This is a genomic window from Streptomyces sp. NPDC031111 (assembly GCF_055570675.1).
The window spans coordinates 141,708-156,998 of the sequence record NZ_JBVIGS010000016.1; the positions used below are offsets into that span (position 1 = coordinate 141,708).

The 15,291-nt window shown below is 70.7% G+C and carries 11 protein-coding genes; 4 read left to right on the forward strand and 7 right to left on the reverse strand.

All coding sequences use genetic code 11. The features are described from left to right. Nucleotides 1-7 precede the first annotated feature (7 nt). Both ACZ470_RS29180 and ACZ470_RS29185 read right to left on the reverse strand, forming a co-directional pair. A complete protein-coding gene (locus tag ACZ470_RS29180) occupies nucleotides 8-667 on the reverse strand; it encodes a histidine phosphatase family protein (protein ID WP_468431987.1) in 660 nt (219 codons plus the stop codon). A 118-nt stretch (nucleotides 668-785) separates the two neighbouring features. Further along, the gene (locus tag ACZ470_RS29185) at nucleotides 786-1,391 is read right to left on the reverse strand and encodes a YdbC family protein (RefSeq protein WP_468431989.1); all 606 of its coding nucleotides are present in this window, start codon (nucleotides 1,389-1,391) and stop codon (nucleotides 786-788) included. A gap of 157 nt (nucleotides 1,392-1,548) precedes the next feature. Here ACZ470_RS29185 and ACZ470_RS29190 point away from each other — a divergent pair, with 157 nt between their 5' ends. Beyond that, complete coding sequence (locus ACZ470_RS29190) at nucleotides 1,549-2,082, forward strand: TerD family protein (protein ID WP_468431991.1); 534 nt, start codon at nucleotides 1,549-1,551, stop codon at nucleotides 2,080-2,082. A 100-nt stretch (nucleotides 2,083-2,182) separates the two neighbouring features. Here ACZ470_RS29190 and ACZ470_RS29195 read toward each other — a convergent pair whose 3' ends face one another. Then, complete coding sequence (locus tag ACZ470_RS29195; RefSeq protein ID WP_468431993.1) at nucleotides 2,183-5,077, reverse strand: vitamin B12-dependent ribonucleotide reductase; 2,895 nt, start codon at nucleotides 5,075-5,077, stop codon at nucleotides 2,183-2,185. Between the two features lie 165 nt (nucleotides 5,078-5,242). After that, entirely contained in the window at nucleotides 5,243-5,809 is a 567-nt protein-coding gene (gene nrdR, locus ACZ470_RS29200; protein WP_468431995.1) for a transcriptional regulator NrdR, read from the reverse strand. A gap of 529 nt (nucleotides 5,810-6,338) precedes the next feature. On the opposite strand from nrdR, the gene lexA reads away from it, so the two are divergent. Next, on the forward strand, nucleotides 6,339-7,118 hold the full coding sequence (gene lexA, locus ACZ470_RS29205) for a transcriptional repressor LexA (RefSeq protein WP_468431997.1): 780 nt from the start codon (nucleotides 6,339-6,341) through the stop codon (nucleotides 7,116-7,118). A 480-nt stretch (nucleotides 7,119-7,598) separates the two neighbouring features. Here lexA and ACZ470_RS29210 read toward each other — a convergent pair whose 3' ends face one another. The 3 genes from ACZ470_RS29210 to ACZ470_RS29220 form a co-directional block, all read right to left on the reverse strand. After that, nucleotides 7,599-9,599, reverse strand: a complete 2,001-nt coding sequence (locus ACZ470_RS29210) for an ATP-dependent DNA helicase (protein WP_468431999.1) — start codon at nucleotides 9,597-9,599, stop codon at nucleotides 7,599-7,601. 113 nt (nucleotides 9,600-9,712) lie between these two features. After that, the gene (locus tag ACZ470_RS29215) at nucleotides 9,713-10,384 is read right to left on the reverse strand and encodes a GNAT family N-acetyltransferase (protein ID WP_468432083.1); all 672 of its coding nucleotides are present in this window, start codon (nucleotides 10,382-10,384) and stop codon (nucleotides 9,713-9,715) included. Continuing rightward, complete coding sequence (locus ACZ470_RS29220) at nucleotides 10,279-12,126, reverse strand: IucA/IucC family protein (RefSeq protein WP_468432001.1); 1,848 nt, start codon at nucleotides 12,124-12,126, stop codon at nucleotides 10,279-10,281. The genes ACZ470_RS29215 and ACZ470_RS29220 overlap by 106 nt, the downstream gene beginning before the upstream one ends. Nucleotides 12,127-12,734: 608 nt before the next feature. On the opposite strand from ACZ470_RS29220, the gene ACZ470_RS29225 reads away from it, so the two are divergent. Both ACZ470_RS29225 and ACZ470_RS29230 read left to right on the forward strand, forming a co-directional pair. Beyond that, entirely contained in the window at nucleotides 12,735-13,952 is a 1,218-nt protein-coding gene (locus tag ACZ470_RS29225; RefSeq protein ID WP_468432003.1) for a trypsin-like serine peptidase, read from the forward strand. Between the two features lie 119 nt (nucleotides 13,953-14,071). Next, nucleotides 14,072-15,280 (forward strand): trypsin-like serine peptidase, encoded by a 1,209-nt coding sequence (locus ACZ470_RS29230; protein ID WP_468432005.1) that lies wholly within the window; start codon nucleotides 14,072-14,074, stop codon nucleotides 15,278-15,280. Nucleotides 15,281-15,291 lie beyond the last annotated feature (11 nt).

Genomic DNA, 15,291 nt, shown 5'->3' on the forward strand with positions numbered 1-15,291 from the left:
CCTCTGTCTACCCGGTGATCCCGTAGGGTTCCGGATCCCGCCAGCGCCCGAAGGGCCGGTCGAGGGTGTACTTGCCGTTCTCCCCCAGAACGAGCATCCGCATCTCCGCGTTCCCCGGATTCGACAGCGACTCGAACTCCGCCACGGTCCAGTGGAACCAGCGCATGCAGAACAGCCGCATCGCCAGCCCGTGGGTGACGATGAGGACGTTCGGCGGGTGATCGGGGGCCTCGAAGCTGCGGAACAGGCTCTCCAGGAACCCGCCGACCCGGTCGTAGACATCGGCGCCCGACTCGCCCTGGGCGAAGCGGTAGAAGAAGTGGCCGTAGGCGTCCCGGTAGGCCTTCTGGAGACGCACGTCCTCACGGTCCTGCCAGTTGCCCCAGTCCTGCTCCCGCAGCCTCGGCTCCTCGCGCACGCGTATCAGCCCCGGGTCGAGGCGGAACGCGCTCAGGGTCTGGTGCGTCCGGCGGTAGGGAGAGACGTAGACACTGACGCGCTCCCCGCCGAACAGTTCCCGCAACCGTTCCCCCGTCTCCTCCGCCTGAAGTCTGCCCCGCTCGGTCAGGGCCAGGGCGTGGTCGGGTTCGCGTTCGTAGACGGAGTCGTCAACATTGCCCGTTGATTCACCGTGCCGGACAAGGACGATGCGCCGTGGTCGTGCCATGCCGAAACCCTAGATCGGGTGACGACCGGGCGAGCACTCGTGCGGGCCCCATACGGCGTAGGTCACACACCTCCCGCACCCCATGTCACGCCGGCGGACACGATTCCGCTTCCCGGAATCAGACCGTCCAGGCCGCTTCCATCTCCACGATGTCCCCCGCCAGGGCCGCGATGTCGGCCTCCGTCTGCGCCCTGAGGGCGAGGCGCTCCACCCGCTCCGTGCGGTACTTGCCGTGCTCGGCGGCAGACCGCCACATCGACAGCACCATGAACTCGTTCCCGGGCGCCTCTCCGAACAGTCCCCGGACCATGCCGGGCGAGCCGGCCATCGCCGGATTCCAGACTTTCTCCTGCATCAGCACGAAGTGCTCCGCCCGCTCCTCGTGGACCCGGCACAGCGCCACCCTGAGCAGGTCGGCGTCCGTGAAGCGGGGTTCGAAGCCGGTCTTCACGTCGAAGCGGTGGTCGAAGAGCCTGACCTGGGCGTCCTTGAAGGTCCCCGACTGGGCCGAGGCGAGCCGGTCGTGGGAGCGGGCCATGAAGGAGTCGTAGAAGGCACGGCTCTCCCAGAAGGAGAAGATGTGCGCCACCTCCGGCCGCCCCCGGCTCCAGCCTCCGCCCTGCGCGCGAAACCCCGGCTCCCCCAGAAGCCCCGCCCACTTCCGCTGCCCCCGCTCGAACCCGCGGCGGTCCACCACGGTGCAGCGAATCCACTTGACCAGCACCGCGCCATCGTAAGGCCAGGAAGCGTGGCGTCGGTCACCCTCGGGGGGACTGCTTCCGGGCGTCCGCCGGCGCACGCGTGGCAGGATGGACAACCTGTCGGGAGCACCCGGCAGTTGGGGTGAGCGGGCAGGACGGTCACGGGGAAGGGGAAGACTGGTGAACGGCCTCAACAAGGGCATCCGCAAGGTCGAGATCGCGCTGAGGTGGGACCCGAGTCCGTCGGGTCAGCCGGCCACCGACCTGGACCTCGTCGCCGCGCCCTATCCGGCGGGCGAGCCACTGGGCGATCCCGCCTACGTGGTGCACTTCGACAGCCGCTCCCCCGACGGCACCATCACGCTCAACCGGGACAGCAAGGACGGCAAGGGCTTCGGCTACGACGAGGTCATGACGCTGGAACTGGACCGGCTCGACCAGCGGTACGCGCGCGTGGTGGTCGGTGTCGTCATTCAGCAGCACCAGGAACGGCGCACGTTCTCCGGTGTGGGCAACCCCGGTCTGCGCATCCGCGAGGGGTACACCGTCCTGGCCGAGGACGACTTCGGCGGAGTCCTCGGGGCCACGGCGGCGACGGTCGCGGAGTTCGTCCGGGACGGGTCCGGCGCCTGGGAGTTCCACCCGGGCGTCCAGGGCTTCCTGGACGACCCGGCGACGTTCACCCGCGCGATGGGGGCGTCCCGCCGGCCCTGAAGGAGCCCGGTACGGCGGAAAGCCGAGGGCGGTGGCGCCGGAACACCGGCACCACCGCCCTCAGTGGTTCACTCGCACCCCCGGGCAGTGCCCGGACGCGTCAGCTGCAACCGCTGGTCGAGCCGCAGCCCTCGCAGATGTAGCAGGAACCGGCGCGCTGCATCTTCGTACCGCAGGAGAAGCACAGCGGGGCGTCGGCCTGGATGCCCAGCTGCATCTCGACCAGTTCGGCGCTGGTGTGGGCCTGCTTCGGGGCCGGCTTGGCCACCTCGACCTCGGCCTTCGGCGTGGACACCGCCTTCAGCTCCTGGGCCCGCGGCGCCGACTGGGCCAGACCCTCGACGTCGACCTCGTCGTCGGACGGCTCGTACGAACCGGTCTCCAGGTGACGCTGACGCTCCTCGGCGGAGTGGATGCCGAGCGCGGAGCGCGTCTCGAAGGGCAGGAAGTCCAGCGCCAGGCGGCGGAAGATGTAGTCGACGATCGACTGCGCCATCCGCACGTCCGGGTCGTCCGTCATACCGGCCGGCTCGAAGCGCATGTTGGTGAACTTCGAGACGTACGTCTCCAGCGGCACGCCGTACTGGAGTCCGACGGAGACCGCGATGGAGAAGGCGTCCATCATGCCCGCGAGGGTCGAACCCTGCTTCGACATCTTCAGGAAGACCTCGCCGAGACCGTCGTCCGGGTAGGAGTTGGCGGTCATGTAGCCCTCGGCGCCGCCGACCGTGAAGGAGGTGGTGATGCCGGGACGGCCCTTCGGGAGGCGCTTGCGGACCGGGCGGTACTCGACCACCTTCTCGACCGCGGCGCGGATCGTCTCCTCGGCCTTCTCGGTGACCTCGGCCTTCTCGTCCTCCTTCTTCTTGGCGGAGAGCGGCTGGCCGACCTTGCAGTTGTCGCGGTAGATGGCGAGCGCCTTGACGCCCAGCTTCCAGGCCTCGAAGTAGATCTCCTCGACCTCCTCGACGGTCGCCGTCTCCGGCATGTTGACCGTCTTGGAGATGGCACCGGAGATCCAGGGCTGGATCGCGGCCATCATGCGGACGTGGCCCATCGGGGAGATGGCGCGCTCGCCCATGGCGCAGTCGAACACCTCGTAGTGCTCCTGCTTGAGACCGGGGGCGTCGATCACATTGCCGTGGTCGGCGATGTGGGCGACGATCGCCTCGATCTGCTCCTCCTGGTAGCCCAGGCGGCGCAGGGCCTGCGGGACGGTGCCGTTGACGATCTGCATCGAGCCGCCGCCGACCAGCTTCTTGAACTTCACCAGCGCCAGGTCGGGCTCGACACCGGTGGTGTCGCAGGACATCGCCAGACCGATGGTGCCGGTCGGGGCGAGCACGGACGCCTGGGAGTTGCGGAAGCCGTTCTTCTCGCCGAGGCGGACCACGTCCTGCCAGGCCTCGGTGGCCGCGGCCCACACCGGGGTGTCCAGGTCGTCCATGCGCACGGCGGTGCCGTTGGCGTCGGCGTGCTGCTTCATGACGCGCTTGTGGGCGTCGGCGTTGCGGGCGTAGCCGTCGTACGGGCCGACGATCGCGGCGAGTTCGGCGGAGCGCCGGTATGCCGTGCCGGTCATCAGGGAGGTGATCGCGCCGGCGAGGGCGCGGCCGCCGTCGGAGTCGTAGGCGTGTCCGGTCGCCATCAGCAGGGCGCCGAGGTTGGCGTAGCCGATGCCGAGCTGGCGGAAGGCGCGGGTGTTCTCGCCGATCTTCTGGGTGGGGAAGTCCGCGAAGCAGATCGAGATGTCCATCGCGGTGATGACCAGCTCGACGACCTGCTGGAAGCGCTCGGTCTCGAACGACTGGTTGCCCTGGCCGTCGTCCTTGAGGAACTTCATCAGGTTCAGCGAGGCCAGGTTGCAGGACGTGTTGTCCAGGTGCATGTACTCGCTGCACGGGTTCGACGCGGTGATCCGGCCGGACTCGGGGCAGGTGTGCCAGTTGTTGATGACACCGTCGTACTGGATGCCCGGGTCGGCGCACGCCCAGGCGGCCTCGGCGATCCGGCGGAAGAGCGCCTTGGCGTCGACCTCCTCGATGACCTCACCGGTCATACGGGCCCGCAGACCGAACTTGCCGCCCTGCTCGACCGCCTGCATGAACTCGTCGTTGACACGGACCGAGTTGTTGGCGTTCTGGTACTGGACGGAGGCGATGTCGTCGCCGCCCAGGTCCATGTCGAAGCCCGCGTCGCGCAGGACGCGGATCTTCTCCTCCTCCTTGACCTTGGTCTCGATGAAGTCCTCGATGTCCGGGTGGTCCACGTCGAGGACGACCATCTTGGCGGCGCGACGGGTGGCGCCACCGGACTTGATCGTTCCGGCGGAGGCGTCGGCCCCGCGCATGAAGGAGACCGGGCCGGAGGCGTTGCCGCCGGAGGACAGCAGTTCCTTGGAGGAACGGATCCGGGAGAGGTTCAGGCCGGCGCCGGAGCCGCCCTTGAAGATCATGCCCTCTTCCTTGTACCAGTCGAGGATCGACTCCATGGAGTCGTCGACGGACAGGATGAAGCAGGCGGAGACCTGCTGCGGCTGGGGCGTGCCCACGTTGAACCACACGGGGCTGTTGAAGCTGAAGATCTGGTGCAGGAGGGCGTACGCCAGCTCGTGCTCGAAGATCTCGGCGTCGGCGGGCGAGGCGAAGTACTTGTACTCCTCACCGGCCTTCCGGTACGTCTTCACGATGCGGTCGATGAGCTGCTTGAGGCTCACCTCGCGCTGCGGGGTGCCCACGGCGCCCCGGAAGTACTTGCTGGTGACGATGTTGACCGCGTTCACCGACCAGAAGTCGGGGAACTCGACGCCGCGCTGCTCGAAGTTGACCGAGCCGTCGCGCCAGTTGGTCATGACGACGTCACGGCGCTCCCAGGCCACCTCGTCGTACGGGTGGACTCCAGGAGTGGTGTGGATGCGCTCCACACGCAGCCCCTTGCCGGCCTTGTTGCTCTTGGCTCGGGAACTCCGTGCCGGACCGCTCGCCGTCTCTGTCATGCCGCCTCCCTGTACGGGCGAAAACGCCCTGAAGTGCCCTGAATGTTCCCGGGCACGTTGTTCTGTCTGGTGCTGCGGGCGCCCACTCTTCTGCCCGCAACAGGTCTTCTCATCGCCGCCGCCCGGCCGGTCCCCGCATCTCACGCCCGGGGGCCGGGCCGCCGCTCAGCCGGCGGCGGGAGCGGGTTCGGTGACCTGGACGGCCCCTCCGGACCCGCTGTCGTCTTCCTGGCTCCCCGGGACGGCTCCCTCGCCGTCCCCGTCGTCCCCGTCCTCCGCGGCGGGCCGCTCCGCCCGCCGCAGTTCCGCGATCGCGGCCTCGAAGTCCTCGAGCGATTCGAACGCCCGGTAGACGGACGCGAACCGCAGGTAGGCGACGAGGTCGAGTTCCTGCAACGGGCCGAGAATGGCCAGCCCCACGTCATGGGTGGTCAGCTCGGCGCTCCCGGTGGCCCGCACCGCCTCCTCGACCCGCTGGCCGAGCTGGGCGAGGGCGTCCTCGGTGACGGGCCGCCCCTGGCACGCCTTGCGCACACCGTTGATGACCTTGGTGCGGCTGAAGGGCTCGGTGACTCCGGACCGCTTGACCACCATGAGCGAACACGTCTCCACGGTCGTGAAACGACGGGAGCAGTCCGGACACTGGCGGCGCCTGCGGATCGACGTGCCGTCGTCGGTCGTACGGCTGTCGACGACACGGCTGTCGGGGTGCCTGCAGAAGGGGCAGTGCATGAACTCCCAACCCTCCTCACAGCAGACTCCATGACCTCGTAAGGCCTCTTGGGCCTCACGAAGCAGCACCAGCATAGGCGATCGTGGAGGGCGTCGAGACCCGGGGGACCACAACTTCTGGGCTGCTGTTGCAATCCAACCACTAGATGTGGGGATTGGCTCATACATCCACACCCTGCACGCGTGTCGCGCGGATCGGGCCGGGGCGCGGCGCGCCCGGGCCGCGCGATGGGGAGACTCCGTGCCGGAGGCGGGGAGGCGGCGTGCGACTCCCGGAGAGAGCGGGGCCCGCTTCACACGCCAGGGGGCACCCGATGGCAGACTGAGGTCCGCAACCCCGAGGTCATCACCTCGGCGGTGAAGAGTACAACAATTGGCCCGTTTGTCCGGCAGGAAGCGTGGCGACCAATACACCTCAGTCAGTGATTGCGTAAGCCAATTCGCGATTTTTCACTCGAACGTGTGTTTGGCGCAACCTTTCGAAAGCAACTACCGTTGTGCTGCAGGGAGACCATCGAGAGGGGCCGACGTGACCACCACCGCAGACAGTGCCGCCATCACTGCCCAGGACCGCCCCCAGGGCCGACTCGAGCCGGTGCATGCGATGAACGAAGCCACGAATCCCGAGGGGCACAAGCGCTCCCTGCCGGGCCGACCTCCCGGCATCCGGGCGGACAGCTCCGGACTCACGGACCGCCAGCGCCGGGTGATCGAGGTCATCAGGGACTCGGTGCAGCGGCGCGGCTACCCGCCGTCGATGCGTGAGATCGGCCAGGCGGTCGGCCTCTCCAGCACCTCCTCCGTGGCGCACCAGCTGATGGCACTGGAGCGCAAGGGCTTCCTGCGCCGAGACCCGCACCGCCCGCGCGCGTACGAGGTGCGCGGCTCCGACCAGGCCGCCTCGGTACAGCCCACGGACACCGCGGGGAAGCCGGCGGCGTCCTATGTGCCGCTGGTCGGCCGTATCGCCGCCGGTGGCCCGATTCTGGCCGAGGAGTCCGTCGAGGACGTCTTCCCGCTGCCCCGGCAGCTCGTCGGTGACGGTGAGCTGTTCGTCCTGAAGGTCGTCGGCGACTCGATGATCGAGGCGGCGATCTGTGACGGCGACTGGGTCACGGTCCGCCGCCAGCCGGTCGCCGAGAACGGTGACATCGTGGCGGCGATGCTCGACGGCGAGGCGACGGTCAAGCGCTTCAAGCGCGAGGACGGCCATGTCTGGCTGCTCCCGCACAACGCGGCCTACGAGCCGATCCCGGGCGACGACGCGACCATTCTGGGCAAGGTGGTGGCCGTACTGCGCCGCGTCTGAGCACGGCGCGGCGCCGGCCGGACGGCCGCCCCGCCCCCTGACCGGACCCCGGGACCCCTGCGCCGGTTCCGGGGTCCTGTGCTGCCCGGACGCCCAGTTCCTGCCCCGCCGGGCCTTCTTCGGGCCATCACGTCTCGGGCCCCGGGGCGACGGCATGTCCCGAGCCGCCGGACGCCCTGACCGCCAGGCCACGGATTCCCCGGCCGGCAAGGCGCACAGGCCGCCGGCAGGGGTGGGCGGCGGGTTCGGCGATCCGGAGCCCGGCTCGGCGGCCGGTGATCTCCACGGTGCCGCCCCGCGCGGTGTGCGTGCGCCCACGGGCCGCCGGCAGGCCCACGGAGCTCCCTGGCCACCGCGACTCCGGCCGACGGCTGGCGCGGTCGGCAGGCTTCCGGATCGCGCAGCCGACGGGGCGGGGTTGCGGTGCCGGCAGTCACCCCATGCTTCAGTCGTGGCGGCGTGAGGCCGCGCGCCCTCCGTTCAGCCTGCTGCCGTACCGGCCTCCGCCGCGGCTTCCTGCTGCTTCGCCGCCGCGTCGATCGCGGCCAGGGACTTCCTGACCTGGTTGCGGTCCGTGGTGTACCAGAAGTCGGGCAGTGAGGCCTTCAGATAGCTGCCGTAGCGCGCAGTGGCCAGCCGCTGGTCCAGTACGGCCACCACGCCCCGGTCGCCCGAGGCGCGTACGAGACGGCCGGCGCCCTGCGCCATGAGCAGCGCCGCGTGGGTGGCGGCCACCGCCATGAAGCCGTTGCCGCCGGCCTCCTCCACGGCCTTCTGGCGGGCGCTCATCAAGGGGTCGTCCGGGCGCGGGAAGGGAATCTTGTCCATGACCACGAGCTGGCAGCTCGGTCCCGGAACATCGACCCCCTGCCAGAGCGACAGCGTGCCGAACAGGCAGGTCTTCGGGTCGGCCGCGAAGTTCTTGATCAGTTCGCCGAGCGTCTCCTCGCCCTGGAGGAGGATCGGGAACTCCGGAATGCGGGAGCGCAGCTCCTCGGCGGCGAGCTGCGCGGCCCGCATCGAGGAGAACAGCCCCAGCGTGCGGCCGCCCGCCGCCTGGATCAGCTCGGTGAGCTCGTCCAGCATGTCGCCGCGGTCACCGTCCCGGGCCGGGCGCGCCAGATGCTTCGCCACGTAGAGGATGCCCTGCCGCGGGTAGTCGAACGGCGAACCGACGTCGACGCCCTTCCACTGCGGGAGGTCCTCGCCCTCGGTGCCCTCGGGGCCGAGTCCCAGGGACGCTCCCACGCCGTTGAAGTCGCCGCCCAGCTTCAGCGTCGCGGACGTGAGGATCACGGACCGGTCCGTGAAGAGCTTCTCCCGCAGCAGCCCCGACACGGACATCGGGGCGACCCGCAGAGACGCCCCGAAGCGGTCGTGCCGCTCGTACCAGACCACGTCCCATTCGGAACCGTTGGTGATCCGCTCCGCGACGTCGTGCACGCCCTCCACGGAGGCCAGTGCCTGCTTGCGGACCGCGTCCTCGTCCTGGACGGACTTGTCGCGGGTGCTCCCGATCGCGGAGATCACGGTGCGGCACGCGTCGCGCAGCGCCATCAGCGCGTATCCGAGGTCCTCCGGGATCTCCTCCAGCCGACCCGGAAGGGCCAGCTCCATCAGCCGTTCGAAGCCCTCGGCGGCGGTCTGGAGCTGATCGGCGGCCTTCTCGTTGACCAGCTTCGCGGCGCGCCGCACCGCCCGGTTGACCTGCCCGGGGGTGAGTTCCCCGGTGGCGACTCCGGTGACCCGGGAGACCAGCTCGTGGGCCTCGTCGACGATCAGCACCTCGTGCTGCGGAAGCACCGGCGCGCCCTCGATGGCGTCGATGGCGAGAAGGGCGTGGTTGGTGACGACCACCTCGGCCAGCTTGGCCCGCTCACGGGCCGTCTCGGCGAAGCACTCGGCGCCGTACGCGCACTTCGTGGCGCCCAGGCACTCGCGCGACGACACCGACACCTGGGCCCAGGCCCGGTCCGAGACGCCCGGTGTGAGGTCGTCCCGGTCGCCGGTCTCCGTCCCGTCCGACCAGTCGCGCAGCCGCAGCAGGTCCTGCCCCAGCCTGCTGGTGGGCGCGGCCGCCTCGAACTGGTCGAAGAGGCCCTCCTCCTCGTCCTGCGGCACGCCCTCGTGGAGCCGGTGCAGACACAGGTAGTTGGACCGGCCCTTCAGCATCGCGAACTCCGGGCGGCGCCGCAGCAGCGGATGCAGGGCCTCCACCGTGCGCGGAAGGTCCCGCTCCACGAGCTGGCGCTGGAGGGCCAGGGTGGCCGTCGCCACGACGACCCTCTCCCCCTGCGCCAGCGCGGGGACCAGGTAGCCCAGCGACTTTCCGGTGCCGGTGCCGGCCTGGACCAGCAGATGGGCGCCGTCGTCGATCGCCTCGGCGACGGATTCGGCCATGGTCACCTGGCCGGGGCGCTCCGTACCGCCGACGGCGGTGACGGCGGCGTGCAGGAGTTCGGGGAGTGAGGGCTTCGTCATAGCGCGACCACCCTACGACCCGGCACTGACATTCGTGCGATCACGGAGAGGGCGGGCGGTGCGATCAAGACGGGGGCTCCTCGGTCGGGGCGGACGGAACGGAGAACGGCGGGCTACAGCAGATGACGCAGGGCACGGTCCCGGATCATGAGGGCGGCCCGCTTGGTGGGCAGATCGACCTCGGCCGCGAAACGGAACCCGGCGTTGAGGAAGGCGGCGACAGAGGGTGTGTTGCGCAGGTCGGGTTCCGCGACGACGCGCGGTGAGCCGGGACGGCTGTCGAGGGCGAGGTCGGCGACCGCTCTGAGCAGGACGCTGCCGAGGCCCCGGCCGCGGTCGCCGACGGCGCCGATGAGGACGTGGAGCCCGGTGTCGTGGGGGCGGGCCGGGTAGTGGCGGGCCACGGGGTCGAGGTCCGCGCGGTAGATCTCCCAGTAGCTCATCGGCGTACCGTCCAGGACGCCGAGGCACGGGACGCTGTGTCCGTCGCCGGTGAGCTGGGCGTCCAGATGGCGGGCGGTCACGGCCGGCGGTCCGGACAGCTCCCAGAAGGCGGCGACGGCGGGGTCGTTCATCCACTGGCTGAGAAGCGGCAGGTCGCGTTCGGGGCGGACGGGGACGAGACGGAACAGGCCCGCGGAGGTGCCGGTCGGGCCCCAGCCTCCGAGGAGGTCGGACATCACGGGTGCAGGGGGTTGGCGACGGTGACGTAGACGGACTGGCCGGCGACCGGGCCGACGAGTTCGTCGAGGCCGTGCAGCCGGGTCAGCAGGTTGGCCTTGCAGCGCAGGACGGGTGATTCGAGCAAGCGGGCGGGGAGCGTGCCGCGGGTCCGTGCCGGGCCGGAGGAGACTCCGGCGAGGAACCGGCGGAAGGCGGCGAGCAGCACCCGTTCGTCGGCGAGGCGCTGGGAGCCGAAGGCGCCGACGAGGCCGAAGACGTTGTTGATGCCCAGGTAGTAGGTGAAACGTTCGTCGGTGACGTCGTCGGGGACGAAGGTGTCGCTGTGCGCGCCGATGCCGGGCAGCCAGGCGTCGAGTTCGGCCCGTCGGGACTCGCGGAAGTAGTAGCCCTGGTTGTCCCGGTAGCGGCCGCCCGCGGGCCAGCCGTCGGTGTCCAGCAGGACCAGGGTGTTCTGCTGGTGTGCCTCCAGGGCGATGCCGGCCTCCCCGTCCAGCCACAGCACGGGCCGCACCACGTGTTCGAGGTACCGCAGGAACCACTCGGCGGCGACGGCACCGGAGGGCCGCCCCGTTCGGGCGGCGAGCCGGGTGACGATCTCGGCCAGCCGGGATCCCGTACGGCCGTCGGCGCGAGGGTGCGGCGCGACGAGTCCGGCGACGCAGGCGACGTCGTCGTGCGGCCGGAACGGGTTGTGCCGGATCACGACGTCGAGTCCCCGCAGGGGGTCGCCGGCCGGGTCGTCCACGGCGAGCCAGGCCGGGTCGCGGACGATGTCGAAGCCGGGGTGCTCGGCCCGCCACCGCTGCGACAGTCCCGTGCGCAGCAGCCGGTGGACCTCGACGCCCCGGTGGAGTTCCTTGCGGAGGTTCTCCCGGCGGGAGTTGGTGATGCGCAGGCCCAGCGACAGCTTGAGCATGGCGGGGGCGCCGGTGCGGTGGACGGTGCGCACGGAGGAGGTGGGGTGCCAGGGAGCGCCGTGGGTGCCGAGGTCCCGGAGCAGCCCGGCGTCCAGCAGGGCGGCGGTCTCGGGGCGGTGGCGGACCTGGAGCAGTTGCCAGGGGTGCAGGGGCAGGGCCGCGTGGCCGTCGGGCAGCGGCAGTCCGGGGCCGGCGAGCCGGGCGGTGAGGTCGGACGCGGTGACCGGGCGTCCGCGTTCGGTCCAGGCGGAGTCGGTGGCGAGCAGCGAGGGTGCGACGGCCATCCAGTGCAGGGGGAAGGAGCCGCGCATCTCGGGCGAGTACCGCTGTGTCTCGGCGTCGGTGAGGCCGTCGCGGCTCTTCGGGTCGGGGTGCAGAGGGTGTCCGAGGACGAGCGCCTGCTCCGCGGCGAGGAAGAGGTCCGGGTGGTCGGCCGTACGGGCGCGTCGGTCGGTGACGAAGGCGGTGACGCGCCGGACGGAGTCGGCGACGCGCGAGACCAGGTCGGTGACGTCTCCGGCCGGCGGAAGGGCCGAGTCCGCCGGGACGGCGTTCTCCCTGCCGAGAAGGGCGGCGAGCAGGACGGCGTCGACGGGCCGGGCGGGATCCGGGGAGTCGGCCAGCCAGGGCGGTCCGAAGCGGTGCCAGCCCGTCGGGGACCAGTACCGGACGGGGACGAGCAGGGCCGTGCCACTGGCGGGCAGCGGGAGGCACAGGATGTCGCTGTCCGGAGCGCGCACGCCGGTCTCCCGGACCCAGCAGCGCAGGAGGTTCTCCGTGGCCGCCGCCTGGGCCACCCCGCGCGGATCGGGGTGCTCCAAGGGGCATGCGCCGGTGCCCCTGGGCCAGTGGGTGTCGGCCGGCTTCCCCTCCTGACGCGGAACCGGGGAAGTCGTGCGGTCGGCCGGTGTGGGGGTCGTGTGCAAGGCGGGTCCTCGTGGGGTGGTGCCGTGGCGGGGCCGGCCCGCCCGCGCGGGACGGGCTTCGGGGGCGCTGGGCCGCCCCGGGGGTCGTGGCGGTCGCGGGCCGCCGTGCGGAGGGAGCCGGCGAGTCGGCCCAGGACCGCGGCCGCCTGGTCCTCCGTCGTGATGGTCGAGGTCGTCGCGGTGGGCAAGGGCGACCAGGGGCAGGGCGCCACGGCCCCGGTCCTCGTACGTGGATTCCGCCACCGTCCTCCGTCCTCCCCGGCGCTCCCGCCGAACCACGGGGAGGGGACCTCCGTACGCAGGCAGCTCCCCTCGTCGCTACCAACCCCGGACCGCTCACCGGGTTACGGGGTGTCCGGGGGCACTTGGCGTCCCGAGAGGCGGCGACTCGGCCGCCCTCCCGCCTCAAATCGGCGCATCTCCGGACGATCGGCCAGGTCAGACGGCTTGTAGCCGAACCGTTGCCGTTCCGTCGGACGTCCCCCACAGCGACCGCATAGTGTGTGGTGCCGTTCCCGAAGGCCGTGGGAGCGTCCCGAACTCCGTTGCGGATCGGGGCGGATCACGGCCGAAGCGCCAAGTTCGTTCATTCCAGGGGGAGTCAGATCATGCGATCCATACGGCCGTCGTCCACCGCTCGACGAGGGGGGAGGGCGCGCCGAACCTCCCCCGTTCTGGCCGCTGTCGCGCTCGCCTCCGCGCTGGCCCTCACCGCCACCGCCTGTGAGTCGGGCGACACCGACGCGAGCGCCGACACGTCCGCGACGGCCGCCGCCGACGACGGCAAGCTCAAGATCCCGGACGACATCAAGGACCGGCTCAAGGAGCACGGGATCGACCTCGACAAGTGGAAGAACGGCGCCTGGAAGGACTGGAGCAAGGACGACTGGCTGCGCGAGGCCAACGACTTCATCAATCCGATCATCGAGGACCTGTGGGACCCGGACCGCATGCGGGACGCCGAGGAGCCGGACCAGGGTGTGGACGAGGGCGACATCTCCGGTGACCAGGGCGTGACGGACCCGACCCCGGAACCGGTGCAGGCGGAGGCCGTTCCCGCGTCGTACCACGCCAACGCCCCCGAGGCGGGCAAGGTGTTCTTCGACTCGCCCGAGGGCACGATGGTCTGCTCGGCCACGGTCGTGCAGGACCCGGCCAACCCGGGCAAGTCCAACATGGTGTGGACGGCGGGTCACTGTGTGCACGCCGGCAAGAAGGGCGGCTGGTACCGCAACATCGCGTTCGTGCCGTCGTACAACGACTCCGGCAAGTCGGCGAAGGAGCTCGAGGGCGCCTCGAAGGAGGAGATCGCCCCGTACGGCGTCTGGTGGGGTGACTGGGCGCAGACCTCGGACCAGTGGATCGAGCAGGGCGGTGCCACCGGCGGTGACGGGGCCTCGTACGACTTCGCCGTCATCCATGTGACGCCGGAGAAGGGCGGCGACGGCAAGTCGCTGGAGGAGACGGTCGGTTCGGCGCTTCCGGTGGACTTCGACGCCCCCGCGGTGCCGCAGGTGAAGGAGATGACGGCGATCGGCTACCCGGCCGCGCCGCCGTACGACGGTCAGACGCTGTACCGCTGCCAGGACAAGCCCGGACGGCTGTCGCTCACCGAGTCCGACCCGACGATGTACCGCATCGGGTGCAGCATGACCGCCGGTTCGTCCGGTGGCGGCTGGGTCGCGACGGGTTCGGACGGAAAGCCGGCTCTGGTGTCCAACACCTCCATCGGCCCGGTGACGTCGGGCTGGCTGGCCGGCCCGCGGCTGGGTGACGAGGCCAAGGGCGTCTACGACGCGGTCAGCGAGAAGTTCGCCGGGCAGTGACCGGCGTGCCCGGTCCCGCGTGCCGCCGCGCGCGCGGGGCCGGGCGGGGCGAGCGCGCCCCGAGCGGGACATCGACGCGCGGCACCACATTCATTCGTTTCAACGGGGGTCATCGCACCATGCGTTCCACACGTACGTCCGCGCCCTTCGGGCGTGGCCGTCGCACCGTCCTCACCGCCACCGGGCTCGTCGCCGCCCTGGCGCTCACCGCGACCGCGTGCGGCGGTTCGGAGGAGAACAAGGCGAACGACAAGCCCGACGCCACCACCTCCCAGGCCGCCGACGGCGACGCCGGCAAGGTGAAGATCCCGTCCGACATCGCGGACAAGCTCAAGGAGCACGGGATCGACGTCGACAAGTGGAAGAACGGCGGCTGGGAGGACTGGGACAAGGACAAGTGGCTCAGTGAGGCCGAGGACTTCGTCAATCCGGTGATCGAGGGCCTGTGGAAGCCCGACCGGATGCGGTCCGCGAAGGAGGCCGACAAGACCGTCTCGACCAAGGACGCGTCGGCGGCGGAGGGCGTCAGCGACCCGGAGCCGGCCCAGGTCCGGGCGGAGGCCGAGAAGACGCCGTACCACGAGAACGCGGCACCGGTCGGCAAGGTGTTCTTCGACTCCCCGGAGGGCCCCGCCGTCTGTTCCGGCACCGTGATCAAGGACGTCAACCACCCGGGCAAGTCCAACCTCGTCTGGACGGCCGGGCACTGTGTGCACGCCGGAGGCGAGGGCGGCTGGTACCGGAACCTCGTCTTCGTCCCGGCCTACAACGACCTCGGCAAGTCCGAGGCGGAGCTGGGCAGCGCGGGCGCCAACGAGATCGCCCCCTACGGCAACTGGTGGGCGGACTGGGCCTCCACCTCGAACGGCTGGATCCAGGGCGGTTCGCAGAGCGGCGGCGACGGAGCCGCGTACGACTACGCCGTGCTGCACGTGAAGCCGGAGCAGGGCTCCAAGTCCCTGGAGGAGACGGTCGGCGCCGCGCTCGACGTGGACTTCTCCGCGCCGTCCGCTGCCGAGGCGGGCCGGATGGGCGCGTGGGGCTACCCGGCCGCGCCGCCGTACAACGGCCTCCAGATGTTCAAGTGCCTCGACACCGCCGGCCGGTTCTCGCTCAGCCCGAGCCTGCCGACGATGTACCGCATCGGCTGCTCCATGACCGGCGGCTCGTCCGGCGGCGGCTGGTTCCGGGTGCTGAACGGCAAGACGGTGCTGGTCTCCAACACCTCGATCGGCCCCACCGACAACACCTGGCTCGCGGGCCCGCAGCTCGGCGAGGACGCCGAGGCGCTGTACCAGAACATGAGCAAGACCTACGGCGGTCAGTGATCCGCACATGA

What these genes read in the sequence shown, in the direction of transcription:
- ACZ470_RS29180 (WP_468431987.1), bottom strand. Translation starts at nt 667, where the DNA reads ATGGCACGACCACGGCGCATCGTCCTTGTCCGGCACGGTGAATCAACG.
- ACZ470_RS29195 (WP_468431993.1), bottom strand. Translation starts at nt 5,077, where the DNA reads ATGACAGAGACGGCGAGCGGTCCGGCACGGAGTTCCCGAGCCAAGAGC.
- nrdR (WP_468431995.1), bottom strand. Translation starts at nt 5,809, where the DNA reads ATGCACTGCCCCTTCTGCAGGCACCCCGACAGCCGTGTCGTCGACAGC.
- ACZ470_RS29210 (WP_468431999.1), bottom strand. Translation starts at nt 9,599, where the DNA reads ATGACGAAGCCCTCACTCCCCGAACTCCTGCACGCCGCCGTCACCGCC.
- ACZ470_RS29225 (WP_468432003.1), top strand. Translation starts at nt 12,735, where the DNA reads ATGCGATCCATACGGCCGTCGTCCACCGCTCGACGAGGGGGGAGGGCG.
- ACZ470_RS29230 (WP_468432005.1), top strand. Translation starts at nt 14,072, where the DNA reads ATGCGTTCCACACGTACGTCCGCGCCCTTCGGGCGTGGCCGTCGCACC.